Here is a 25,719-nt window from a genome sequence, read left to right on the forward strand (position 1 = left end):
GGACGAAGTCCGTAACGCACCGTTCTAAGGTTTCGGTGCGTTACTCGACACGACATCCCATCCCTAAAAAAAATGTCATAATACACAGGTGACACGTGCAGAAGGAGCAGACTATGTCTTTGTACCAAAAAAGCACGAATACTGCACACTGCGTTTGTAAACAAGGCTAAGCGATCGCACAGTCAAAGCGCGTAGAAGAATTTCCCCTGAACCAGCTTTCAGCTTGTCATTTGGGAACAATATAACTGAAGAGATTCAGGAGTATCCATGCCCATTTTTCCAAGTGACGGTGGCTCAGGAAACTGGGGCTACAAGTTTGTCAATTCGGCGATCGCTAACTTGATCACCGAAGTTGAGGGAAAAGCAGCGCTTGAAGCATATAAAAACTTTAGCGATCGCCGTACTCATGCAGAAGACTTGATGCTCGACTTAATGGGCGAGGAACCCTGCGTGTTTTATGTTCGCCGCAAAGGGCTTGGACGAGAAGCAGACGAAGAAATCTGGGATTTGGCGATCGCAACAGACCGAGATGATTTTCAATTACCTGTAAAATTAAAGAAGCTTGGCAAAACCTTAAGCTTACTAGCAGCCATATCCCAAGATGGGCATGATGGTTTACGGCTGCTCTCTATTAAATTATTACCACCCGCGCGAGGAAGCATTGATGGCTATGCAGTGCCTTGTCGCTTGCGCCTGCTACCAAATCATTGGTATCATCTTGGCGTTCCAAGAGCAGCAGTGCAACGCATTGCATCGATGCCAATATGTGGCAATCATGTCCCTACAGAAGCTCAACTAAAAGCTTGGAAAGCATTTTTGCAGATAGAAGAAAACTTAGCTCAGGCACGTCAGTTTTGTGTACCCTTCGTAACTCACAACTATGGGGTTGGAAGGCGCGTCAGTTTTGATGTTAATGTTGCATTAGCTACCCTTGATGGATCTACTGAAAACCTTTTAGATTGCGAAAACTTCTGGCAACGGGTAAAACAAGCAAAAAACGAAGAGATCAAGCTTTTTGAGACTTCTCCCACTGGAAAAAACTGGCGTAATAGCCTTCAATTAGGCTCTATTGAAGAAGCTGACCCTGAACATTGTATTATTCGTGTAAGGCTAGAGCGTGATTTAGCCGAATACATGATGGCTGGGCGTTATCAGCTACCGGCGACTGGATTTCTGCTATTTGAAGCTGTAGGTGATATTCAACAAATTCGGCGTAAGAAAAAAGCTTTAGATGATTTGAATCATAGTCGTGCGCAGAATCCCTATTTAGGCAACTTCTTATTCGATGCTTCTCAAGCAAGATCAATCCAAAAAACTGTTCAACTTCAACCAGAACAGTTGCTATTATCTTCTGCAAATCCAGGGCAAAAAGCAGCTGTTGAGAAAGTGTTGGCTGCAAAGGATCTTGTGTTGATCCAGGGACCACCCGGTACAGGTAAAACCACTGTAATTGCTGAGATTTGCTATCAAATAGCCCTTCGAGGTGGACGTACCCTAATTGCTTCTCAAGCTAATTTAGCAGTTGATAATGCGTTGAGTCGATTACTTCACAACCCAGTCATTCGTGCTGTGCGCAAGGGTAAAGCCGAAAAAGTTAGTGAAGAAGGACAGCCATTTTTAGAAGATAATGTGATTCGTACATGGCTGGAAAATACCGCCGCTGATTGCGAACGAAATCTTTGCAAGAAGTTGGAAAATGTACAAGTACTCAGGAAGTTACTAGCATCATCAGAGCGATTCGCAGCATACTTAACAGTAGAGGAAGCATTCGCCCAAGATGAAAGTGTATTGTATAAGCGTAAAGTAACCTTAGAGTCAACCTGCAAAGAACAAGCAAAGAAGTATGATCAGGCTTTAGCAGAACTAACTGAAATGGAATCTCAAAATGCTGCTTTGGAAAAGTTACTGAAGACAGCACCAACGATTGAGTTGCAAGATCCAAAAATTGTCAAGTTGTTGGATAATTTACTAAGCTCATCGGCAGATAGCTCCGTGCGAAACTTTGTAGCTGATGTTCGTTTAGCGATCGCTCTAACGTCTAAACTTGGCTTAGTTTCGCCGGATCTAGGCTTATTTGGTCTAGCTATTTGGTTACAGTTAACTGTAGCCTCTTGGATACCGGAAGTAAAAAAAATACTAGAACAAGGCAAGGATGCAGCAAAAGCAATCACTGAAGCTGAGTCAGCAGCACAAACTCACAAACAAAATACAGAATCTCTCATTCGCCTAAAGTCACATCACCAAAAATTGCTCACCAACCAACAAACTTTGCAGCAAAAAATCAACAATGTGTCCAACCGTAAATCTGAAATTGGTTTGGCAATAATTGACCTTGAAACGTGGAAGCTTACAGCTAGTTCTAACATCTATAGTATATTGGCAAAATGTCTAGAAGAACGTCAATGCTTCACAACTGACCTAATTTCATTACCCTCAGGATTATGCACCCTCTCCATGGAAACTCAGTCTTTGCCTTGGCAGCAAAGTTTTTATCAATATCAGATAAAAGTTAATGAGTTAATCGAACAATATCAAGAATGGGACAAAATTTCTATTTTTGCTAGAGAAACAGAACGTTTACTCATAGAGGGGCGAAATTTATTAGGGAAAAGCTATGATATAGAAAGTTATATTTCTAAAGCAATTAGTAGACTCAAAGTTAAAAAACTAGACTCTACGCAATCCATAAAAAAGCTAAGCCAATTAGCCAAACGGACTGTAGATGAACTTGAAAAACCTTTGAGTATTCAAGAATCCATTATTGAATGGATTCTTGCTACTGCTGTTAAGTGGAAACCTTTAAAATTTATTGTTAAAAAGCTGCGCCCCTACAGTAGTCGTTTTAATACGGCAGTAACTCTTGAGGCTATCAAGAGACAAACAGAAGTTACAATTGAGAGAGTTCGACCAAGTAATACTGAATCAGCACTTTCTGAAATAGCAGAAAAGATTGTCGACAGTTTTGCTACTACTGCGGTTACATGGTTGTATAAACTACAAGCTGAGACAGGGCAAGAGCAAGAGCAATTCAAGGAAAAATTTAATCAACAGAAGCAGTTAGAAGCAAATCTAAACACGCAAATAGCCACTACCCAAGAGCAGATAGAAGCTTATTCTAATGACGCTGAATCTGAAATCACAAGAACACTCGCACTCTTACAAGAAATTTCACAATTACCACAATTGCCTCATGAATTAGCGGTTTTGATTCAAAAATATGTTGAAGAATCATCAAATGTTCTAGATGAAATACCACATTTTATCAATAAAATTGGTGTTTGGGAAAGTCGTATAGAAGAACTTAAAACATTAATTTATTCAATAGAGTCTTTTCGTTTACTCTCGACTCTAAAAGAGGAGATGACATCTAAGCTACCTGGTATAGAGAAACTTTGTAAAAGTTACAAAATGGAACTCATAAAATACCAAAATCTACTTAATAAAATCGCTGCTGAATTAGAACAAGAATCAGAAACTATAAAAACTGAGCGAAATTGGTGGTTATCATTTTGGGAAACCATTCCTGATTATCTAAGGTTAATAGCAGAGCCTGAATCTAATTTATTTGATATAGAATTTTTATACAGGATTAAAAGTGCGTTTGAATCTTGGCAACAGCAACTCCAAAAGGAAGAAACTTTTATTAACCGATATCAGAACTTTGTTCAAGATTGGATTTCTAAGTTACGCAATTCCTCTGGAGGGGAGACTACTAAGGATGTACGCAATGACTTAAGACGAATTTATCTCGATAATGCTAACGTCATAGGTATTACTTGTGTTCAAGCTGCAAACCGTGATTTCTCAGAAGAATTTAAATACTTTGATGTTGTAATTATTGATGAAGTGAGTAAGTGTACTCCCCCAGAGTTACTCATTCCAGCATTAAAAGCCAAAAAATTGGTCATGGTTGGGGATCATCGCCAATTACCCCCGATGCTTGATACTAGCACAATAGAAGAAGTTGCTCAAGAAATTAGCACGACAAGAGAAGAACTCAAGTTCTTAGAAGAATCGCTGTTTAAAAGTCAATTTGAATCTGCTGATGAAAGCATTAAGCAAATGCTAACTACGCAGTATAGAATGCATCCGTCTATTATGGGTGCAATCAATCAATTTTACAACGGTAAACTAGAATGTGGTATTTTAGAACCTGATTCTAAACGCGCACATAATCTCACTGGTAAAATTATCCAAGAGCACAATCACTTGCTTTGGGTAAAAATCCCTTTTGGAGATGAATTTAAAGAGCAAAGAGAAGGGACTTCTTTCTTCAATCTTCGAGAAATTGACGTGATCGAAAATTTGTGTCAGGAAATTGAGAATACTTGGGCTCCTAGGGTTGCTAAAGGTGAATCCAAGAAAGAAATTGCTGTGATTACATTTTATGGTAGCCAGCTAAGAAAAATTGATGAACGTCTGAAATCAGAACTTTTTCCTTCACTTAACATTCGCACTGGTACTGTTGATAAATTTCAAGGGATGGAACGTCCTGTTGTTATTGTCAGTATGGTTCGCAACAATGATAATAAAGATATAGGATTTGCCAAAAAACCAGAACGGGTGAATGTTGCTTTTTCTCGTGCGCAAGAATTATTAATCATTGTTGGTTGTCATAATTTATTCACCCAGCAAATCGGCAAAGTCGGAAGTATGTATTCCGAAGTTGCAAATGTTGTCCGTTATCATAAAGGTTTTGTCGATGTTTCTCGCGTCCTCTGCTAAATCAATTGATCCTCAACTAAAGAAGTTAGTGGACGAAATAGAAGCGCAAAGTCAAGGTTTATCTGTTTTGGCAGCGCGTCAACTTCGCTATAATTTGTCTCAATCCCCCATAGAAGTTACTATCAAGGAACTACGTGAGTTTAACGTACTAGAAGAGTTTATCATCCGCGCTGGTCTTGAAATTGTCCCTCCCCCAACAGAGGATGAATTAGCATCGGTGCTGGGGCTTGATCCTGTTTTTGTGCGAAGTACTACTGCAACTCTTAAAGCTTTACAAACTATTTCAGAGACATCGCCAATTACAATTACTCCCGAAGGACGCTCGTTCTATGAAAAAGGCTCTGTACCACAACCTCCATACTCTGTTAAGATTTACGCGATCGCAGATCCTTTAGCACAAAAAATTACCTGCCAATCTGAGCCTTTAGAGAAGATTTTAATAAACTACCCTGATTTGGGAAATTTTGTCGATATTGAGAACACAAGTGATGATATTACCTCCTTATCACTTGAGGAATTCCAGCAAATAATCCAATCTTCAGGCTTGTCACTTCATGTACCAGAAGAAGGTAAAATTCTTAGTTCCTATAGGTTAGTAGGCTCAACTGAAACAATTTGGAAAACAGTATCACTTTTCGTCGTCTTTGATCCGCTTGAAGATAAATTGAGACTCCAAGTCAGGAGTGGAAAGAAAATTCTAGAGTCAGCGTCAAATTGGTTGGAAGCATTACAAGCTAAAGGGGAGGTATCCTTACAAGCATTATGTGAATTGTCTGATGAAACCATATCTTTTGAGCGTGAGGAGAGTCTTAATCAGAAAAATCTAGAAATTGAGGCTAGACTAGAAAAAATTCGCGAGCAAGCAGTGCAGAGTGCAAAACCAAAAAATAAGACAGTGGTTGGTAAAGCTGTGCAGTTACGTGATGCAGAAATTTCTCAAACTTTCTCAGAGATCCTCAATTCTGCACAGCGTGAAATTCTCATTTATTCTCCTTGGGTAAGTCAGACTCTTGTAGATGCAGCATTTCTTCATTCACTTCAGGAAGTGGCTAATCGTGGAGTCTGGATTTTGATTGGGTATGGAATTTCGTCGGAGGAAGAAAACGAGGATAAACCGATATCATCAGATCTCGAACAAAAACTGCAAGGAATAAAAACACCTGAAGGTTTATCTGCTGTACAGGTTTTTTGGCTAGGAGATTCCCATGTTAAGGAAGTGATAGTTGATCAGAACATCTATCTTTGTGGATCTCATACATGGCTTTCTTATAACAGTGATTGTTTACCACTAGGGGAGTCAGTGTATAAAGTCACGATCCTTAATCAAGTTCAAGAAGCTTATGAATTTCTTGCGAATCGCTTCAAAAACCGTGCTGAGAAATTGTGGGAAGATGCAGTACAAGATCAGAATATTCAGCTAGCGACAGAAACTCTATGTTTATGGGGTGCGCTAGGTATGGAAGATACTGGGATCTTTATGATACAGCAAGATAAGTGGCTAGAACTTGTACCTGTGTGGTTAAACGTAATACTCCAGGGAATAAGATCGAAAAAGGTATCAGTTGATTCAGCCAGTTTAAAAACAGCGCTTTCTATGTTGAGCGAGGTTTCTGGACAAGAGAGTTTTTTACAGTCGTTGCGGCAAGGATGGTGTAAGGTGATGGGAGCGATCGCCGCTACCGATCTTCAAGTTGCTTTAAGCTTACTCGGTGATGATATATGGAACGAGTTTGTCCGTCTCGCTATTGCACAACCAGATACCAAAACCCCTAATGATTTTATAGCAGGATTGACTAGTTCTAAGAAGCCAAAAGTTAAAGGAAGCAAGAAACTTAAATCCTAACCGACATAATAACTAAACCCTTTTATATATCGTTGCCGTTTTTGTAGTTGTTGATACTTTTTATCAACAATTAAAAAAAAGTTTCTTGTTAAATAATTAAGAACTTCTTAAGACAGCTATGGACAATTGTTCTAATGGCCAAGTATCTTCATAAGAAGATATGACACACAAGTCTTTCATTAATTACACTGCTTGAAATTGTTTAGACAATGATAAGTTTTCTTAATATAATAGGTAATATATAGCACTTGCTTATACTGACTAATTTGTTGGCGATCTTCGTTAAGGAAAAAGTCTGTGATCTAGTCAACAGAGGAGTCCTACTAGGTAGACAATAAGGTTTGATAATTCAAACATAAGAGGTTGTTTTAAAAGTGGTTGACTGTGATTTTTATCACATTTTTACCCCCCTTAATCCCCCCTTGCAAAGGGGGGAAACAAAGAAAATCTAGTTCCCTCCCCTTGGAAAGGGGAGGGTTAGGGTGGGGTAAACAAATATTTGATACACTACTACAAACTTTTCAAACATCCTCTAAAAAATAATTTATTAAAAATAATGAATTTTGACAAAATATTTGAGTTTCATGCTTGAATAGTAAGTAATCAACAATTCCGATAAATTGAATCCGAGTAAAAAGCTTTACCAATATCTTACATTGGTCTATTAGCTGTTATTTCTAGTAGCCCAGATTCTGCGAATGCTTATTTTTCTTAGCTAAAGAGCGTTATGTACAAACTGAGTGAGGGAATTTGGCAAATCGTAAATTTATTGACTCTCAAGGAGTGTGATTCATTAATTACAAAAGCTGAAGCTCTCGGGTTCCGTATGGCGCGCATGAAAAGCCAAGGACGTAATAACAGTGAGGCTTTTTTCCAATGTTCCGAAACCATTAAGAAACTATCTTTCAGGCTTAAATATGCGTTAAAAGACAATGCGGATGGTTTTGAATTTGTCAGTTTAAAACCAGTAATAGAATTCTACCGTTATCAAGCAGGTGAATTTGTTACAGCACATAGTGATGCACCACAAGAAATTGAACACAATGTTTGGTCTACACTAACTTTGCTTATATATCTGAGTGAAGATATAGAAGGAGGAGCCACGTTTTTTCCAGAATCAGGTATTCAAATTCATCCTCAAGTAGGTACAGGTGTTCTCTTCAAACATTCGCTCCTGCACGAAGGTAGCCAAGTTTTAAGAGGAACAAAATACATTATTCGCAGCGATATTGCGACTTCTGGTTGTTTTAATTAAGGTATAGGCAATCAACATCATGAATCCTAAAATTATTTTTTGGTCATTACTAGTGGGTTGTGGACAAATCATTGCTGTCTTTACAACTCTACCCACACAAGCAACAGCGCCACGTGCTGAGAGAAATATTAACGAAAGAATCAGTGAAATTAGAAAAGTAATTACAGAAGAACAAGGACAATCTGCTGATGACAATCCAGCAGTATCTGAAGAAGATAACTTAATTGCCAGATGGCATAATTGGCATAACAATCATTGGCGTAATTGGCACAATTGGCATAATAACCATTGGCGCAATTGGCATAATTGGGGTAACTGGGGTAATTGGGGTAACTATTAGATTAGTTCTTTTTTCTGCACATTAATAAATTCAAAGATAATGTAATCTCTTATCCTTATTTCATCCTATACATACGTGCTATAGGATTGGTATTTGATATTTCCAATACAGGTAGAAGAGGCAGTTTGCGGTGTAGATTTTCTTCGGTGCAAAGCTGCCGTTGTGTTAGGAGTAAGTCCGTAACGCACCATTTCATGCTTAGGATAAGGATATGTATTTATGTCTATGTTGCATCCAGCAAATCAAGATTCGCTAATTGTATCAGAAGAATTACGAGAACAAGAATTTGGCCCAGTAAAATTAGTTGTTATCCAACCATCAACTTTTTGTAACTTAGATTGTGATTACTGTTATTTACCTAATCGCCATCTAAAGCATAAACTATCACTTGATTTGTTAGAACCGATTTTTCGTAATCTTTTTTCTAGTCGTTCTCTCAAAAGCCACTTTACTATAGTCTGGCATGCTGGAGAACCTTTAGCAATGCCAATACAGTTTTATAGAGAGGCATTTGAAATAATCAATAACCTCTCAGATAAGTATAATTCCAATCAATATCAGTTTGCACACGCTATACAAACCAATGGTATTCTGTTAAATCAGCCCTGGTGCGACTTAATTAACAGATACAATATCCAAGTTGGAGTCAGTTTAGATGGTCCAGCTTTTCTTCATGATGCCCACAGGAAAACAAAAAAAGGATTAGGAACTCATGCTAGTACAATGCGGGGAATTTCTTATTTAAAAGCAAATGGAATTGAATTTAGTGTAATTACAGTCTTGACACAGGATTCTCTAGATTATCCTGAAGAAATGTTCCAGTTTTTTATTGAAAATGACATCGATAGAATTGGCTTCAATATTGAAGAAACAGAAGGTTATAACCAAGTTTCTTCTTTAGAAAAAAATGGTACAGACATAAAATATCGTCAATTCATGAAGAAATTTTATGAATTAGTCCAACAATCTAAACAAAAAATAAGCGTTCGTGAATTTGAATTTATAGAAAACAGTATTTACTACAGCTTAGGTACAACATTAGGACAATCTGATCCTTTCACAATTATTAGTATCGACCACAAAGGCAACTTTATGACCTTTTCTCCAGAGTTGCTCTCCTTAACTACAAGCGATTATGGAGAATTTGTTTTAGGCAATGTGGTACAAGATACATTTGATTCCGTCTTCCAAACAGAAAAATTTAGAAGAATTTATAACGATATTAAAGCTGGGGTTGAATTGTGTAAGGAAAGTTGTGAGTACTTTCAATTATGTGGTGGTGGTGCCCCCGCTAATAAATATTTCGAAAATGGATCGTTCCGTTCCACAGAGACGATGTACTGTCGCTATACGCAGAAAATATTGACTGATATTGTACTAGAAGATATTGAAAAACGTTTAGACATTTGCTAGATGGGTAAGGAACTCTTAGCAGGGAGCAGGGGAGGAAAAAAGGTGAATCCTGGATTAAACGCGATCGCGGGATGAATCAGCCACTGCGGAAACTTTCCCGAAGCACCTTTTCTCCAGTTTGCCCCTCCATCCCTACTGTAGTACAACTTCCAGCCATCATGAGTCCAACTTCCATTACCATCTTTTTTCCAAAGTCCATCTCTGCGAGAGGCAAAGTAGCAACACACTGTCAATAAGAACATAAGTATAAACCGGTTACCGCGTGTTAAATACATTGATGGGGCAATGGGCATTGATGAACTGGAGTTTGGACTGACTCCTGACTCCTGACTTCTGACTTCTGACTCCTGACTCCTGACTCCTGACTTCTAACTCCTGACTTCTGACTCCCTTTCATAAATGAGTTGTAACAAATTCTGTAACAGAGATGCTGTTTATGGTGTTTCCCGTCTATAACATAAACACCCCAGCATTGTTTAGTAATGTTGTTTCAAGATATACGCGATTACCAAATTCTTTTTCTTACCTTATTCCTAGTTCTAGGTATTGGGACAAGGGACTGGACACTGCAACCACCGTTGATTTTAGTCGCGATCGCGGCTTGTATATTAACTCAATGGGTTTTGTCTAATCTCTGTAATTATATAGCACCGTCCTTCCCAAAGGATACCGGACAAATTATAAGCTTCCGCAGTGCCATCATTACCTCACTCGGACTTAGCTTACTACTCAGGGCTGACGATTGGATAACAATGGCTGTGGCAGGAGTAAGTGCGATCGCCAGTAAATTTATCTTTAAAGTTGGTGATAGACATTTCTTTAATCCCGCTAATTTTGGTATCATCTGTGCCTTAGTCCTTACCCCTAACGCATGGGTTTCTCCCGGACAATGGGGCGATGATTGGTTTTATGGCTTACTGTTTGCTGGAACTGGAGGTATTATCCTCAAGCGGGTTGGGCGCTGGGATACCACAGGAGCTTTTTTGATTGCCTATGCAGGATTAGAAGCTATTCGTAATGTCTGGCTAGGTTGGACTTGGGATGTTTTATGGCATAGGCTGATGAGCGGCTCTTTGCTGTTATTTGCACTTTTCATGATAACTGATCCCAGGTCAATTCCTAATTCTCGAATTGCTCGTGTGGTTTGGGCATTGTGCATCGCAATTTTGACTTTTGTTTTGCGGAATTATTTCTATCTCTCCACAGCCGTTTTTTGGGCGCTGTTCGCCCTTGCACCGTTAACCATATTGCTCGATAAACTTTGGACTGCACCACGGTTTTCTTGGGAGAAGCGCCCCTTTGGGGAAGTCAAAAGTCAAAAGTCAGGAGACAGTAGGGGTTTAGATCCTGATGCACTAACACAGAACGCACAACTGTTACCCAATCCCCTATGCCCCATGCCCTATGCCCTATGCCCCTTATAAATGCCATGAAATTACTGCGACTAATTTTTTGTTTACTACTCCCAGTTATTTGTGCTGTTTGCTTCTTTTCGTCTCCAGCTTGGGCTTTCTGTGGATTTTATGTTGCTAAAGCTGATGCCAAGCTGTATAACAAGAGTTCTCAAGTGGCGATCGCTCGTAGTGGCGATCGCACTGTCCTCACAATGGCAAATGACTATCAAGGTGCTATCAAAGATTTCGCGATCGTTGTACCCGTACCTACAGTTTTACAAAAAGATCAAGTTCGTGTTGCAAATCCCAAAATAATCGAACGTCTCGATGCTTTTAGTGCTCCGCGCTTAGTAGAATATTTTGACCCCGATCCTTGTGCTCGAAATTACCGCGATCAAGCATTTGAAGCCCCCACTGCAACAGCACCTATGCCTCTAGCCAATCTAGCAAAAAAGACAAGCAATAATTTAGGTGTGACTGTTGAAGCCCGTTTTAATGTCGGGGAGTACGACATTGTCATTCTCAGTGCAAAAGAATCTGGTGGATTAGAAACTTGGTTGAACCGTAACGGTTACAAGATTCCTAGAGGTGCTAAACAGCTACTCCAGCCCTATATTCGCCAGAAAATGAAATTCTTTGTCGCAAAAGTGAACTTAGAGAAATTTGAGGAAAGTGGTTATCAGTTTTTGCGCCCACTACAAATTTCTTACCAATCACCCAAATTCATGTTACCGATTCGCTTGGGGATGATTAACGCGACTACAGAACAAGATTTGATTGTGTATATCCTATCACCTAAAGGACAAGCTGAAGTTACCAACTACCGCACAGTAAAAGTTCCGTCAGATGTGAACATTCCTTTGTTTGTTCAAAAAGAGTTTAACGATTTCTACAAATCCATGTTTCAAACCTCATACACCCGAGAAGATAAAAAAGTAGCCTTCCTGGAATATGCTTGGAATATGAGTAATTGTGACCCTTGTTCTGCAGATCCTTTAAATCCTGAAGAACTTAAGCAGGCGGGGGTATTTTGGTTAGATAGCGATTCTGGTGATAACATACAAGCACCTAGTCCTCGGCGTGTAAATCCTTACTTTCCCTCTAGTCAAGTCTTTATTACACGTCTGCACGTCCGCTACAAACGAGACAAATTTCCCGAAGACTTAATGTTTCAAGACACCTCTAACCGCGAATCATTTCAAGGACGTTACATTTTGCAACATCCCTTCACAGGGGATATCAGTTGTCAAGCTGGGAGAGAGTACAAACGTTCTTTATCCAGCCGTTTTGAAACCGAAGCGGAAACTCTCGCTAAACTGACCACTTGGAATATTCAAGAAATTCGCAGCAAAATGAAGCTAGGCGGTCAAGTCTCGATTTCTTGGTGGCAAATGTTCTTATCCTGGCTGGGATTGTAGGCTAAAAGGTATTGGGGCATGGGGCATTGGGCATGGGGATTAGGATTTACAAACATCATTTTTTCTTTCCCTCTGCCCCCCTGCTAAGAGCTCTCTGCTCCCTGCCCCCTCTTCCTTCTTAAAGATGCGAAATTTCGTCGCCCCCGATACAATTAATAAATTAAGGAGAGACGAGGGGAATAAAGTTGTGTTGTTGAAAGGCTTTGAAGTTGAGATGTACACTGGTACACCCGGTGGTGATATAGTCGGTCTCTCAGACAAGATTGTCGCCTCTTTGCATGGGTTTGAGCGTGAACCAGATAGTCGGAATGTAGAATATGTGACTCAACCATCGTTGAACTATGATCAACTACTATGCGGTTTACTTAGTCCTCGGTTGATTCTACGCCGCTATCTTCAGCAACTAGGCGATTACACTCTAATTCCAGGGAGCACTCTGTCTTTAGGTGGATCTCAACAGTTTTTCCGTTCTGATCCAACCAACCCTTATCATAGCTATATAGAACAAACTTATGGCACTAAAGTAGTAACAGCTAGTATTCATATCAATATCGGCATTAGTGACCCTGAATTATTAATGCGGGCATGTCGAGTTATACGGTTGGAAGCACCTTTGTACCTTGCTTTAAGCGCTTCATCCCCCTTCTTAAACGGAAAAGCAACGGGCTATCATTCTACCCGGTGGGGTTTATTTCCCCAAACACCTGCTTATGTACCATTGTTTGAAAGTCACAGTCACCATATTGAGTGGGTGGAAAAGCAGTTAGCTACTGGGAACATGCAAAATGTTCGCCATCTATGGACATCAGTACGACCAAATGGCGATCGCCGTCCCTACGACTTAAATCGTCTAGAACTAAGAATTTGCGATTTGGTGACTGATCCGGTTGCTTTGCTCGCAATTACCGCTTTGCTAGAAGCTCGACTGTCACAAATTATAGATAACCCCACCATAGATCCTTTACATGAAAGTATCTTTTCATCTGAAGAACTTATCTCTTTAACAGCTGCTAACGAGATGGCGGCGGCAACTTCTAGCTTAGATGCCCAACTTACACACTGGAAGGATGGCACAACCATCATAGTGAGAGATTGGATTAACGAAATCGTCAGTGAAGTATCGGATATCGCTAAGCAACAAGGTTTTAGCTGCTTCCTTTCACCATTGCAAAAAATTCTTCGTGAAGGTAATGAGGCTCAGCAATGGCTGCAACTACACGCAGTTGGTTTTGATCCTCACTGCGTTATTCTTCAGGCAATTCGTACTACGCAAGAGCGAGAAGTAGAGCTAGAAGACAAACTATGTTCTTCCCTAGCTGCTTAAGATGATCTTATATGTGTGATTAGTATAAGTAAACAAGTTCATTAATCTTGTTTACTTAACTAAATTTCTAGATTTTTGAAATAAAACTTTATTTTTCTTAAAATCAAGTTATGAAAGACTCTTGAAGAAGATTTTGAGAAAAACTTATCTATAGTTTAAAATTTCTTATGATTCGGGAGTAGAAGAATCTAATAAAAAAAACCTATAGTTGCCCTCTGCCTTTAGATAGATTCAAAAAGCCTGATACATTTATTATTCAAATATTTAAATTTTGCTGTCCATGCCTCAGGTAGTTTTAGTTAACCCCCTTATTCCCCCTAATACAGGCAACATTGCTCGGACTTGTGCTGCTACAGGCACAGAGTTGCACTTGGTTGGGCCTTTAGGGTTTGAAATTAGCGATCGCTACCTCAAAAGAGCTGGTTTAGATTACTGGCCCTACGTAAAGCTACATTATCACGAATCTCTTGAGGCGTTTAAAAAAATACACGGAATACGTGGGGGAAGACAGTTAGGTTTTAGCGTTAAGGGTAGTTATAATTACTTAAGCTTTCAGTTTAAAGCTGATGACTGGTTGATTTTTGGCAGTGAGACCAATGGCTTACCAGACGAAGTGCTCAGCACTTGCGATGCTACTCTCTTCATTCCTATGAGCGAACCTAATGTTCGCAGTTTAAATCTTTCAGTCAGTGTAGCAATTGGCTTATTTGAAGCCCGTCGTCAATTGAACTATATAGATAATCAATGAACATTCAACAAGCAATCACACCGTGGGCTTGCTGAAGCATCACTGTATTTTAAAGAACTAAGAAATATTACGAAAATGTTAAAACAAGATGAACCAGGTGTAATGATTTCTTGAAGAAGCAGTATTTTTGGAAAATAAATCCTATGAAGTAGTATGCTATCGGTTAAAGTAAAAAGCTAACGTTAGAGAAAAATACTTAATGCTAGAGGTGAGAACCTATAAGAAATCTTTATACTAAATCGTAGGTAAGACGAAGTTTGAATGATAGGTTTTTATGAATTGTCGTTTTTCCTGGTTTGGGAACAAAAGCCTTGAGAAGAAGTCCTATTAGGCATTTAGGCATTTACCTGTTTCTGTATTCTGTTTAACTTGGGTAGAGGTGAAAAAATACCTATAGGTGAAGAAGGTTCTTTTTTAGGGAATAATCAACGTAAAGTCTCGTATAGGGAAAACAGATTAAATGGAAAAACTTTGAAAATATCTACAAACCAGAGTAAGTGTGCTTCTCTTCAAAGTTAACGTTTTTTAGTGCTTATAGCCTTACCAAGACAGTGCAATTAGTGTGTGTTTGTCTAGTGTTACGGGTCAAAGCAGCGAAGCACAAATGTCAAGGATAGAAGACAAAATAATTTTTTTAGGTGGTTGTGAGGAGTGAGAAAAACAAGTAGACAAAAAAAATTTAGATATTGTCAACTTGTCTAAATCACCAAAAGCAGGTTAATCTTTCGTAAGTACCTCTGGTGAGTGTGAACTGAACAATAAGTTCTTCGTGATCTAAATCATTGACTAGTTCCGTATTGAAAAATCGAGTTAGTTAAGCACTAGTGATCGTAGGAGGTCGTCTTTGAAACGAGCATTGAAAAAAAGAGAGAAGGCTGTGCAGGAAAATACCCCAAGTGATGATGCTTCAACCGAGCAGTTAAGTAGTGTAGTTCATTCACGGGTTAACCGTCGGATGCCAACTAAAGCCGCCATGATTGGCTTGGCGATCTCTATGGGAGCAACCAGCTTTTTAGTGACTCGACAAAGCGACCAAGCCCTAGCAGCGGAACCTGTAGGTAACCAAAATACAACCTCAACAATTCCGGCTGCTGCTGATACTGAAGTGAAATTTGTTCCTACAAAGTCGCTGGAGTCGCAAGCTGTTTCATCAGTAAGCGTGCCTGAACACCATGCAGTAATGGAACCAACAGCTATTTCACAGATGTCTGGGCTTGGAGCTAAATCGCAAGTTGCGGCAAGTGGAATGCCTGTAAAAGCTGCTGCGCCCGTAGTAGTTCCTAGCAATGTTCAACAGGCAAAGGAACAAACTTTTCCCTCAGTCAAACCGGATTTACAAAACTCAAACAAGTCTGTATACGTAGCTGAAAACACATCCCCCACAGTTCAGCCCCAAATAGCAGCTGGAGCAAGCACAGTGGATCAGGATCTGAATGCTCAGCTAAAGGCTCAACAGGAGTTTGCACTCAACAATTTACAAGAAAAATCAAATCGTTTGAGAAAAAGTCTAGCTCAGCTGCGGGCTAGAAGAACAGCAAACTTATCACAAACTGCAACCGGGTTTGCGCAGCCAAGCAGCATAGGGCAAAACTTGCCACAGACAACCAATGTCAGCAAAGCTTCAACAGATCAATCAGAGGCTTTGAGCCAAGCCAGCAGAAGAGAAAAACTGGGCTCAACGTTAAAGCACCGTTCTGTTGAGACTCAGACAAGTACTGCAGCAGCCACACCCACAACTGTTACATCGCCCGCTCCTACAGCTTACGGGGTTAAGTCAGGAGATACGCTCGAACAAGTGGCTAGCAATTACGGTACATCAGTGTCAGAACTGATAAGAGCAAATAGTCTTTCTGATCCTAATCAACTAAAAATCAGTCAAAAACTGATTATTCCTGGTACTGAAAACCGCAATACTAATACATTTGCGGCTGCTAGTACTAACACAAGCACAAACACAGCGATCGCGAGTAACGGTAGTACTACTAGTGTAACATCAACAAACCCTCAAATTCCGGTAATTGCTAAAGCCATCACTAATACTTCTATCCCAACGGAAACAGTAACCAGCCCAACTAGTGCTTATGGGATGGGTGGCGATAGTCCAATACCCCAAGCTATAGCCGACATGCAAAGGGCTAAAAACCGAGTTGAAGGCACTAAACAAGCAAAAAACAGCAAAAATCCTCGTTTGCGCAGTCTACAAGACGAAATTGAGAGATTACGAGAAAAATATCGTGCTCAGCAATCTGGGAATTCAGCAACAATAGAGGCTCCTCAATCCAATAATGTTTCGGAGCAAGCGTCTGTTGTACAACAAAGTAATCAGGCAGTACCGATTCCTGTTCCTCAAGAGAATAATCAAACGGTACCAATTCCTGTTCCTAGACCAATGGAGTTTAACTACAGCAACAAACCAGCCAAAGGTCAGGTTCGTGCGACTCGTCCTGATGATGACGACGCAATTAATCCCGAGTTCCTACCAAATCGGAACACTAACTTCCCAACCCCTGTAGGAAATGTAGATTCCTCTCAATCTCTCGGTAGGTTACGAGGAACGACAGTATCTCCAACCCTACCGCCTCTAGCAGCAGTAGATAGATACTTACCCAGACCAATTGATGAGACAACACCTTCTCCTGTAATAGGTCATAACGTCTACATTTGGCCAGCAAAAGGTACCTTAACTTCTGGTTTTGGTATGCGCTGGGGTAGAATGCATAAAGGAATTGACGTTGCTAACTCAACTGGCACACCAGTTTATGCATCAGCAGATGGTGTGATTGAAAAAGCAGGTTGGAACAATGGTGGCTACGGCAATCTTGTAGATATTCGCCATCCAGATGGCAGTCTGACTCGTTATGGTCACAACAGCAAGATTCTAGTGCGCATAGGTCAGCAAGTACACCAAGGTGAAACAATAGCTTTGATGGGTAGTACTGGTTTTAGTACTGGACCACACAGCCACTTTGAAGTTCATCCATCTGGCAAGGGAGCAGTCAACCCAATCGCATTCCTACCACGTATCTAATTATGTGTCAAGGCTTTTATAAAGCCCTAAGTTTTTGAGGAGACGGATCTGGTGACAATTTCACCTCCGGTTTTTAAGGCCAGCGAGTTTTTCGTAAGACTCGCTGGGTTTGATTCCTAATTCGATTACCTCAACAAATTTTTGGGTCGAGATAATAGTCACGAGAGAATTGTTGTGTTATAATAGGTAATGTGGTTAAAACTTCTGGCTCAGTAGCTCAGTTGGTTAGAGCACGGGACTCATAAGCCTGGGGTCGTTGGTTCAAATCCGACCTGAGCCATTATTAAAAGAGAATACAGAATACACGAGTCAGGAGTCAGAATCACTGGCTCCAGGTCTGAACATGTAGGGTGCGTGATAGTAAGCTGTAATGCACCTCAAATGTTACTAGAGCAGGAGCGTGGAGTAAGTGTTGATTCTGCTTCCCTTATCACTCCCGGTAGTGGCGGATAATTTCTGCAACTGACCACGCTTGAGCAATGACTCCTTTGGGTAAATGGGGTTTGTTGCCGTCAAAAATTTCAGAAACTGAACCAATACAAGCATTAGATAAAAAGTGGGTTAATAGAGGCTCCCAATCAAAGGGCACCGGTTTTTCTGGGTAAAAACGCTCCCAAGCGCGGATAAAAGAACCAATTAGCCAAGTCCAAACAGTACCTTGATGGTAAGCGCGATCGCGCTGTTCATGATCACCAGTGTACTTACCTATATACTCTTTATCAGATGGATCGAGAGTGCGAAGACCATAAGGAGTTAGCAAGCAAGATTTAGCTAGCTCAAGTATCTGACGTCCTTGCTGATAAGAAAATCCACAATGGGCAAGGGAAAGCGCTAAAACAGCATTTGCTCGAATCTGAGAGTTGCGATAGTCGTCAGGTTCTATAACATCATACAAATACCCCAACTGAGGATTCCAATACTTTTGCAATGAAGTTTTTACCTGTTGTGCTTGTTGAGCATAGCGTTGTGCTTGCTTAGCCAAACGTGGCGAATCAACAACAGTTCCTTGCTCACTTAATATTTCTGCCCATCGAGAAGCCCAGCATAACGCTGAATACCACAAAGCATTGACTTCTACTGGCTTACCTCGGCGCGGAGTCACCGGCTGTCCATCAATCACAGCATCCATCCACGTTAGAGCAACCCCAGGTGCATCCCAGCCCACTAACCCATCTGTGGAATCAACTTGTATATTATACCGAGTACCACCAACAAAAGCTTTATAAATTTGCTGTATTACAGAGTACTGCTCTGCTAAAAACTGCCAGTCTTGGGTAGCTTCTAAGTAAAGCCCTAACGTTTCAATCCACCACAGTGCTGCATCAATACTGTTGTAAGATGGTTCGCCATCAATATCGGGAAAAGTGTTTGGAATTAAACCATGGCGACAGTAACGCCCAAAAGTTTGCAGTAGTCCTTTTGCCAAATTAAAGCGTTGTGGAACTAGTGTCAAACCAGGTAAAGAAATTAAAGTATCACGTCCTCTATCATTAAACCAGTGATAACCAGCAATAACTGTGGGGCCACCAATCGAAGCACGATAAACTATAAACTGATCGGCTGCTTTTAGTAGTTTCTGCCAAGTTGGAGATTGGGGTATTTGTTGTGTAGAAGGACAAACAATCAATTTTTCCCCCTCCTTTGTTGCTTCCATTGTCCCTTTCTCCCATCCTCCAAAAATTTGTGAAAGCCGATCTTGCTCATAAGCAACAACTTCTGCAAAGGTTTGACTTGTCAAAGGACTTTCTCTTTCATTGGGAAAACCTGTCCGTGCTTCTAACGTGACTGCATCTCCTGGTTGGAGAGTGACTGTTAAGTAACCAGGACTATATAGATCTTCGCGATCGCCTAATCCTCTCAGTTTTTCCTCTGGCAAAATATAATTCCAGTACCAAAATGCCTCTGGCTTATAATCTCCCTGTGTCCAGCGCAAGTGCCAAGGTGTTCCAAAACGATCAGAAATTATTCCTTGCAAACATACTTGCTGGTATCCCAACATTTGAGAGAACTGCAATTCTGAACTAGCTTTTTGCGAAGCGTGAAAGTCACGATCTGCTATGAACAATCGCAGCCTTAAAATTGCAGTATCCCTACCCTCGTAACGATATTGAACAAAAAAGCGATGAGACAAATAAGGGATAGCACAAAATGTCTCTTCCCTCTGTGTTCCCATACTTCCCTCGTCCAATCTTCCGTAGGGCATTACTAACAGCCTTGTAAGCTGCCAATTGTCTTGACCCCAAATCCATTTAGGAACTGGGTTAATATCAAAACTTCGTAGCAGTTTGTACCCACTCGGATCAATCTGACCATTACCCCAAAAATTTGTCCCCAATGGTACTACTCTTCCTGGTAATTCCAAGCTAGCTTCTAGGTGGGAAAGTAGGAGCGTGCGGTCAGTTGGTGGATTTTTTGCAGCAAACAGCCACCCGTGATAAGTACGAGTACGAACATCACAAACTGTTCCACTGGCAAAACTACCTAAGCCATTGGTAAGTAACCATTCTCTTGTATCTAATTCAGCCATTTGCTACTCAAAATCGTTATGACTATGATATAGTCGTAACAGATCGTAAATTAAACTGTGATCGTATGGATGGGTGAGTTTTACTTAACCCGAATCCCAACGTGACTAGATGGATATAAGTTAAGGAGAATTAGGTTAATGCCCCTCACTTACTCAGCAGAAGGATGCCTCCGTGTAGGTCAACAAGCTCCAGATTTTACAGCAACAGCTGTAGTAGATCAGGAATTTAAAACAGTAAAACTTTCCGACTATCGCGGTAAGTATGTGGTTCTGTTTTTCTATCCCCTAGACTTTACCTTTGTTTGTCCCACAGAAATCACAGCTTTTAGCGATCGCTATGAAGAATTCAAAAAAATTAACACTGAAATACTTGGTGTTTCAGTTGACAGCGAGTTCTCACATTTAGCATGGATTCAAACAGATCGCAAGTCTGGTGGTGTAGGAGATCTGAACTATCCTCTAGTTTCTGACATTAAGAAAGAAATTAGTGCTGCTTATAACGTCCTTGATCCAGAAGCAGGTGTAGCCCTGCGCGGATTATTCATTATCGACAAAGAAGGCGTTATCCAACACGCCACCATCAATAACCTGTCCTTTGGACGCAGCGTTGATGAAACTCTACGGACTCTACAAGCTATTCAGTACGTGCAATCTCACCCAGATGAAGTTTGCCCTGCTGGTTGGCAACCAGGCGACCAAACAATGGTTCCTGATCCAGTGAAGTCAAAAGTATACTTCTCTGCCGTTTAGACAAACAGTTATCAGTTATCAGTTATCAGTTATCAGTACCGGTAGCAGTTATTGACTAACACTGCATTTTATACCCTGAGCAGTGATAACTGTTGACCGTTCACTGCTCAAAATCCTCTCAATTCATTGATAGGGTTTAACTGATAACTGTTTACTGTTCACTGATCACTGTTTTATGGATAGGCTTGCGACAGCTTTAATTGAAGGAGTCATCGCCTTCATAGCAACTAATACTGATGATTTGCTACTTCTGCTGCTATTCTTTTCACAAGTAGATACCAACTTCCGTCGGCGACATATTGTGACTGGTCAGTATCTTGGTTTTATCATCATTCTCATTGCTAGCTTACCCGGTTTCTTTGGTGGGTTGGTAGTGCGGCGGGAATATATGGGATTACTAGGACTACTACCTATAGGAATTGGTCTTCTACAATTGATAAAAAGGCAACAAGAAGGAATAGAAGTTCAGACAGTAACCACCGAGCTTCGCGAGCCCTTACACAATAATCGTATCCTGTCTTTTATTTTAAGTATTTTAAGTCCTCAAACCTATAAAGTCGCTGCTGTGACATTCGCTAATGGTGGCGACAACATCAGTATATACGTCCCTTTATTTGCTGGTCAAACCCTTACCAGCTTAGGAATTATTCTAAGCATATTTTTTATATTATTAGGGCTTTGGTGCTTAATTGCTTACTTATTAGCTCGTCAACCTAATATTGCTTCTATTTTCAATCGCTATGGTAAAAGACTTGTTCCTTTTTTATTGATTGCTTTAGGTTTATTCATTATGTACGAAAGAGATACCTTTAGTTTATTTAAATTTTAAGAGGGAGCAGGGAGCAGGGAGCAGGGGAAGAAAAAAAACCAATCTTACCCACTTTTGACTTTTGACTTTTGATTTTTGACTTCCCCGCAGGGGTGCTCCCTCTTTCTAAATTAAAAATCGACGGGCTAGGAAAAAGCTAGAGATCGATTTAGCATCAACAGGATCGCCTTCGAAAATAGCTTTCTCTAACTGCTCGGGAGTCATAAATACTATTTCAATATCCTCGTCTTCATCTCGTGGTAGTTGTGTTTCCAGTTTTTCCAAATCTCGTGCTAAATAAGCATAGATAATTTCATCAGAATAACCAGGAGCTAAGAAAAATTCTCCCAGTCTTTGCCAACTATGAGCACGATACCCAGTTTCTTCTTGTATTTCTCGTTGAATTGTTAGCAGAGCGTCTTCATTTGGTTCTAAAGTTCCAGCCGGAAACTCTAAAACTCTTCCCTGAGCTGCAAAACGATACTGACGTATAAGTACCAGTTGGTTATCTGCTGTTACAGGTACAGCTAAGGATCCGCCGGGATGGCGAATACACTCCCATTCTCCCTCCGCTTTATTCGGCAAACGCAAGCGATTGACTTCAAAATTAAACTTGCGTCCTTTGTAAAATAACCGTTGTCTCAGTAGTTGTGGTAATTCTCTACCTAATGGCATAGTTCAATAAACGAGTGTAAAAAAAGGAGTCAGGAGTCAGAATTCAGGAGTCAGAATCAATCTTGTTGGGGCATAAATACCCATCTTATTAAAGACACAATGTATATGGTGAGCGTTTAAACCCGTTTTATTCATTGTGATCATACTGACTCCTGGCTCCTGACTCCTGAATTCTTTGTCCAAAAAACCACAGATAAACACTTTTGTTTTTTGTTTGTCGATGGTATTATTAATTTCAACTCAATAAGTGCACATCAGAACAGTCCACTTTTTCAACGAGTTCTTTAATAGTACAACCAGAAACCGGTTCTACCCAATCAGGAGCGATTTCAGCAAGTGGTACTAAGACAAAAGCTCGCTCCCGTATTCGGGGATGGGGGATTTGTAGTTTCTCTGTGCGCAAAATTAAGTTATCATATAACAACAAATCCAAATCAAGCGATCGCGCTCCCCAACGCTCTTGCCGAACTCTACCAAAAGAATTTTCAATTTGTAACAAAGTTTGTAGCAACAGATGTGGGCTCATTTCTACTTCCAAGACAACACAAGCATTTATGTAGTCTGGTTGTGGCGGTCCAATCGCTTTGGTATTGTAAAATCTGGATTTTGCTTTTAGGATAATACCTGGTGTTCGTTTTAAAGTCTCAACAGATGCTTGCACAATTGCTACAGAATCCCCCAGATTGCTACCAAGAGCAACAGCACTAAGCTTTTGAAAGGTTTCCATTATGTCAAAATAAGTCTGTTCGTTCTTATAGTTTCTATTTAAAACTGTGGTGCTTTTAACAACATTAGCTTAATAGAAATAATTAATTAAATTTACATAGAATTTAATTAATTGTTTTATATAATGCTATACTACCATAAACCTGGTGTATTGACAGAAAATGTTTACATATAGTTTGGTTGCAATTGCTTGGAGCGAGGAACGGAAGTGCTAAATTTTACCTCTTGGTTCAAGGAAAGATCAACTAAGTTGAGGAACTCTGCTCAAGAAAACCAGGCATTGCTGCCTGAAGATCGCGAAGAGAACGAGGAATCAACGGATGAAAGCTTACCACCAACGAAGCAGGTAAAACAAAAGCGCAAACCTCGCGAAAATGGAAGCAAACCATCAGGAAGACTAACCAAACTTATTTTGTTTTCGTTGGCCTTAACTGCAGGTGGTGGAATCGTTGGTGCAAATTATTTTATTGGGTCAATAGATCGGAGTCTGCCAGATAAAGCTGAACTAAACGCTGTTACCCGAGAGCAAACACTGACCATCAAAGCTGCTGATGGTACTATTTTGCAGCAGCAAGGAGACGCAACTAGAGAACAATTAAAGCTCGAGCAAATACCAGATAAACTAAAAAAAGCTTTTGTCGCTTCAGAAGATAGAAGATATTATCAGCATAAAGGGGTTGATTACCAAGGAATTGTCAGAGCAGTTTTCAATAACTTGCGATCGCAAAACGTGGTAGAAGGGGGTAGCACAATCACCCAACAGCTAGCACGGATTCTCTTTCTAAAACAAGAGCGGACAATTTGGCGCAAGGTAAAAGAAGCTCGTTTAGCAGAGAAAATTGAACACGAACTGACTAAAGAGGATATTCTTGAGCGCTATCTTAATCTTGTTTACTTGGGTTCTGGAGCTTATGGTGTAGCTGATGCTGCATGGGTGTACTTTAGTAAGCCAGTAAACAAGTTGAGTTTAGGAGAAATGGCAACAATTGCTGGATTACCTCCAGCGCCAAACCGCTTTTCGCCACAAGTGAATATAAAAGCAGCTACACAACGACGGGATATTGTGTTGCAGAGGATGCTAGAAGATAACTATATTACAGCATCTGAAAAAGCAGCCGCACAGGCAGAACAGTTAACGATTCATGCGAATCCACCTAAGAGATGGCAAGTGGAGTCTCCTTACTTCATCAGTTATATCCAGAAAGAATTGCCGAAGTATGTTTCAGCCAAAGTACTGCAAGCAGGGGGTTTAACGGTAGAAACCTCTCTGAACCGGACTTGGGAAAAGACGGCGGAAGAAGCAATAGCCAAAACTCTGCGCAATCAAGGGCGTTGGGAGAACTTTAAGCAAGCTGCAATAGTAGCCATTGACCCCCGTACCGGTGAAATTCAGGCGATGGTTGGCGGTAAAGACTTTGGTAAGAATCAGTTTAATCGCGTTACCCAAGCACAACGTCAGCCTGGATCAACATTTAAAGGGTTTGTGTATGCTGCTGCTATAGCAAGCGGCAAGAATCCATACGATACATACTTAGACCAACCCTTTAAAGTAGATGGCTATGAGCCAAAGAACTTTACTAAGGACAGCTTCCACGGTCAAATAGACATGGTCAACGCCCTCACCAAATCAATCAATATAGTAGCGGTGAAGGTGCTGATTGATGTCGGATTTAAGCCAACCATAAAACTTGCTCATGATATGGGGATTAAATCTAACCTCAATCCAAATTATTCATTGGCTCTAGGCTCTAATGAAGTCAACCTGCTAGAGTTAACTAGCGCTTATGGCAGCTTTGCAACAAATGGATTGCACGCCGAACCTCATGGGATTCGTCGTATTCTTGATCGCAGAGGCAAAGTTATTTGGTCAGCTAACTTCAAACCAAAGCGTGCTATCGACGCCGATAGTGCTGCTATTATGACCTGGATGCTACGCAACGTTGTAACTGATGGTACTGGTCGTCCTGCTCAACTAGATCGTCCCGTAGCAGGAAAAACAGGTACAACCGATGATGCGCGTGATTTGTGGTTTATTGGCTACATTCCCCAACTTGTAACAGGTGTATGGCTAGGGAACGACAATAATAACCCCACTGATGGTAGTAGTGGTAGCGCAGCCGAGACTTGGCATGAATTTATGAACAAAGCAGTCAAGGGAATGCCTGTAGAGAAGTTTCCAGCAAGGCCTAAGTTAGAAGGTCGTAAAGGTACACTCAAGAGGGAACCTGTGAAACCAAAAAGTGTTGTTTATGGTTCGTCGGGTTCTGATGAGCAAAATAAAGACGATGATAATGGCGATAGCGAAGCGCTGCGCCCAAGGGGCGAACGCTCAAATCAAAGACGTAGAAGCAGACGCTATTCCCAGGAATATCAGGAGCAACAACCACAACAGGAAGTCACTCCAAGACGTAGAAGGCGACGCTACGAGGAACAACAAACCGATAATTCTACACAGCGTAGAAGCTACAGTCGTAGATCTCGCAGTGAACAAACAAATTCAGGAGAGTCTTACTCAGGAAACTCCAGACAAGCAACACAAACAAATTCTTCTCCACCCCGTTCTAATTCCTCTACTCCATCCTCTTCTTCATCATCAGAGCATCTTTCCTGGCGTGATAGACTAAGACCCACTTCACCTTAAATGGGCAATGGGCATGGGGCCATAGGGCATAGGAAGAAGTGGCTTTATATTATAAGGTAATTCAGGCTTTATTAAAAGCATTAAACAACTCTTCTTCCCTATTA

General features: G+C 40.6%; 17 protein-coding genes and 1 tRNA gene. 14 read left to right on the forward strand and 4 right to left on the reverse strand.

What is annotated here, in order from left to right:
* The first annotated feature begins 267 nt into the window (after positions 1-267).
* The 5 genes from G4P69_RS13660 (at position 268) to grrM (ending at position 9,576) form a co-directional block, all read left to right on the forward strand.
* Complete coding sequence (locus G4P69_RS13660; protein WP_208350228.1) at positions 268-4,725, forward strand: AAA domain-containing protein; 4,458 nt, start codon at positions 268-270, stop codon at positions 4,723-4,725.
* A complete protein-coding gene (locus G4P69_RS13665) occupies positions 4,703-6,568 on the forward strand; it encodes a phospholipase D-like domain-containing protein (protein ID WP_208342210.1) in 1,866 nt (621 codons plus the stop codon). Before G4P69_RS13660 ends, G4P69_RS13665 begins: the two co-directional genes overlap by 23 nt.
* A gap of 727 nt (positions 6,569-7,295) precedes the next feature.
* On the forward strand, positions 7,296-7,823 hold the full coding sequence (locus G4P69_RS13670; RefSeq protein ID WP_208342211.1) for a 2OG-Fe(II) oxygenase: 528 nt from the start codon (positions 7,296-7,298) through the stop codon (positions 7,821-7,823).
* Between the two features lie 19 nt (positions 7,824-7,842).
* Complete coding sequence (locus G4P69_RS13675) at positions 7,843-8,163, forward strand: hypothetical protein (protein WP_208342212.1); 321 nt, start codon at positions 7,843-7,845, stop codon at positions 8,161-8,163.
* 219 nt (positions 8,164-8,382) lie between these two features.
* Positions 8,383-9,576, forward strand: a complete 1,194-nt coding sequence (grrM, locus tag G4P69_RS13680) for a cyclophane-forming radical SAM/SPASM peptide maturase GrrM/OscB (RefSeq protein WP_208350231.1) — start codon at positions 8,383-8,385, stop codon at positions 9,574-9,576.
* Here grrM and G4P69_RS13685 read toward each other — a convergent pair.
* A complete protein-coding gene (locus tag G4P69_RS13685; protein ID WP_208342214.1) occupies positions 9,573-9,818 on the reverse strand; it encodes a hypothetical protein in 246 nt (81 codons plus the stop codon). The genes grrM and G4P69_RS13685 overlap by 4 nt on opposite strands.
* A 240-nt stretch (positions 9,819-10,058) precedes the next feature.
* Between G4P69_RS13685 and G4P69_RS13690 the strand changes: the two genes are divergently transcribed.
* From G4P69_RS13690 to G4P69_RS13715, 6 genes are all read left to right on the forward strand, one after another.
* Positions 10,059-11,000, forward strand: a complete 942-nt coding sequence (locus G4P69_RS13690) for an RnfABCDGE type electron transport complex subunit D (RefSeq protein ID WP_208342215.1) — start codon at positions 10,059-10,061, stop codon at positions 10,998-11,000.
* Positions 11,001-11,005: 5 nt separating this feature from the next.
* The gene (locus tag G4P69_RS13695) at positions 11,006-12,388 is read left to right on the forward strand and encodes a DUF2330 domain-containing protein (RefSeq protein WP_208342216.1); all 1,383 of its coding nucleotides are present in this window, start codon (positions 11,006-11,008) and stop codon (positions 12,386-12,388) included.
* A gap of 187 nt (positions 12,389-12,575) precedes the next feature.
* A complete protein-coding gene (gene gshA / locus G4P69_RS13700; RefSeq protein ID WP_310834307.1) occupies positions 12,576-13,712 on the forward strand; it encodes a glutamate--cysteine ligase in 1,137 nt (378 codons plus the stop codon).
* A 280-nt stretch (positions 13,713-13,992) separates the two neighbouring features.
* Positions 13,993-14,460, forward strand: a complete 468-nt coding sequence (locus tag G4P69_RS13705) for a tRNA (cytidine(34)-2'-O)-methyltransferase (protein WP_208342219.1) — start codon at positions 13,993-13,995, stop codon at positions 14,458-14,460.
* A gap of 844 nt (positions 14,461-15,304) precedes the next feature.
* Complete coding sequence (locus G4P69_RS13710) at positions 15,305-17,488, forward strand: peptidoglycan DD-metalloendopeptidase family protein (protein ID WP_208342220.1); 2,184 nt, start codon at positions 15,305-15,307, stop codon at positions 17,486-17,488.
* Between the two features lie 206 nt (positions 17,489-17,694).
* Positions 17,695-17,768 (forward strand) — tRNA-Met (locus G4P69_RS13715).
* 150 nt (positions 17,769-17,918) lie between these two features.
* Here G4P69_RS13715 and G4P69_RS13720 read toward each other — a convergent pair.
* Complete coding sequence (locus G4P69_RS13720; RefSeq protein ID WP_208342221.1) at positions 17,919-20,015, reverse strand: amylo-alpha-1,6-glucosidase; 2,097 nt, start codon at positions 20,013-20,015, stop codon at positions 17,919-17,921.
* Between the two features lie 138 nt (positions 20,016-20,153).
* On the opposite strand from G4P69_RS13720, the gene G4P69_RS13725 reads away from it, so the two are divergent.
* Together G4P69_RS13725 and G4P69_RS13730 are read left to right on the forward strand one after the other, a co-directional pair.
* Positions 20,154-20,765: a peroxiredoxin gene (locus G4P69_RS13725; protein WP_208342222.1), complete on the forward strand. Its 612-nt coding sequence runs from the start codon at positions 20,154-20,156 to the stop codon at positions 20,763-20,765.
* A gap of 175 nt (positions 20,766-20,940) precedes the next feature.
* The gene (locus tag G4P69_RS13730; protein WP_208342223.1) at positions 20,941-21,594 is read left to right on the forward strand and encodes a cadmium resistance transporter; all 654 of its coding nucleotides are present in this window, start codon (positions 20,941-20,943) and stop codon (positions 21,592-21,594) included.
* Between the two features lie 105 nt (positions 21,595-21,699).
* On the opposite strand, the gene G4P69_RS13735 is transcribed toward G4P69_RS13730, so the two are convergent.
* Together G4P69_RS13735 and folK are read right to left on the reverse strand one after the other, a co-directional pair.
* The gene (locus tag G4P69_RS13735) at positions 21,700-22,248 is read right to left on the reverse strand and encodes an NUDIX hydrolase (RefSeq protein WP_208342224.1); all 549 of its coding nucleotides are present in this window, start codon (positions 22,246-22,248) and stop codon (positions 21,700-21,702) included.
* Between the two features lie 235 nt (positions 22,249-22,483).
* Positions 22,484-22,975, reverse strand: coding sequence for a 2-amino-4-hydroxy-6-hydroxymethyldihydropteridine diphosphokinase (gene folK, locus G4P69_RS13740; protein ID WP_208342225.1), 492 nt, complete (start codon positions 22,973-22,975; stop codon positions 22,484-22,486).
* Positions 22,976-23,182: 207 nt separating this feature from the next.
* On the opposite strand from folK, the gene G4P69_RS13745 reads away from it, so the two are divergent.
* A complete protein-coding gene (locus tag G4P69_RS13745) occupies positions 23,183-25,615 on the forward strand; it encodes a transglycosylase domain-containing protein (protein ID WP_208342227.1) in 2,433 nt (810 codons plus the stop codon).
* Positions 25,616-25,719: the final 104 nt, after the last annotated feature.

Origin of the sequence: Aetokthonos hydrillicola CCALA 1050, assembly GCF_017591665.1 — a bacterium.
In the GTDB taxonomy this organism is placed as follows: Bacteria; Cyanobacteriota; Cyanobacteriia; order Cyanobacteriales; family Nostocaceae; genus Aetokthonos; species Aetokthonos hydrillicola.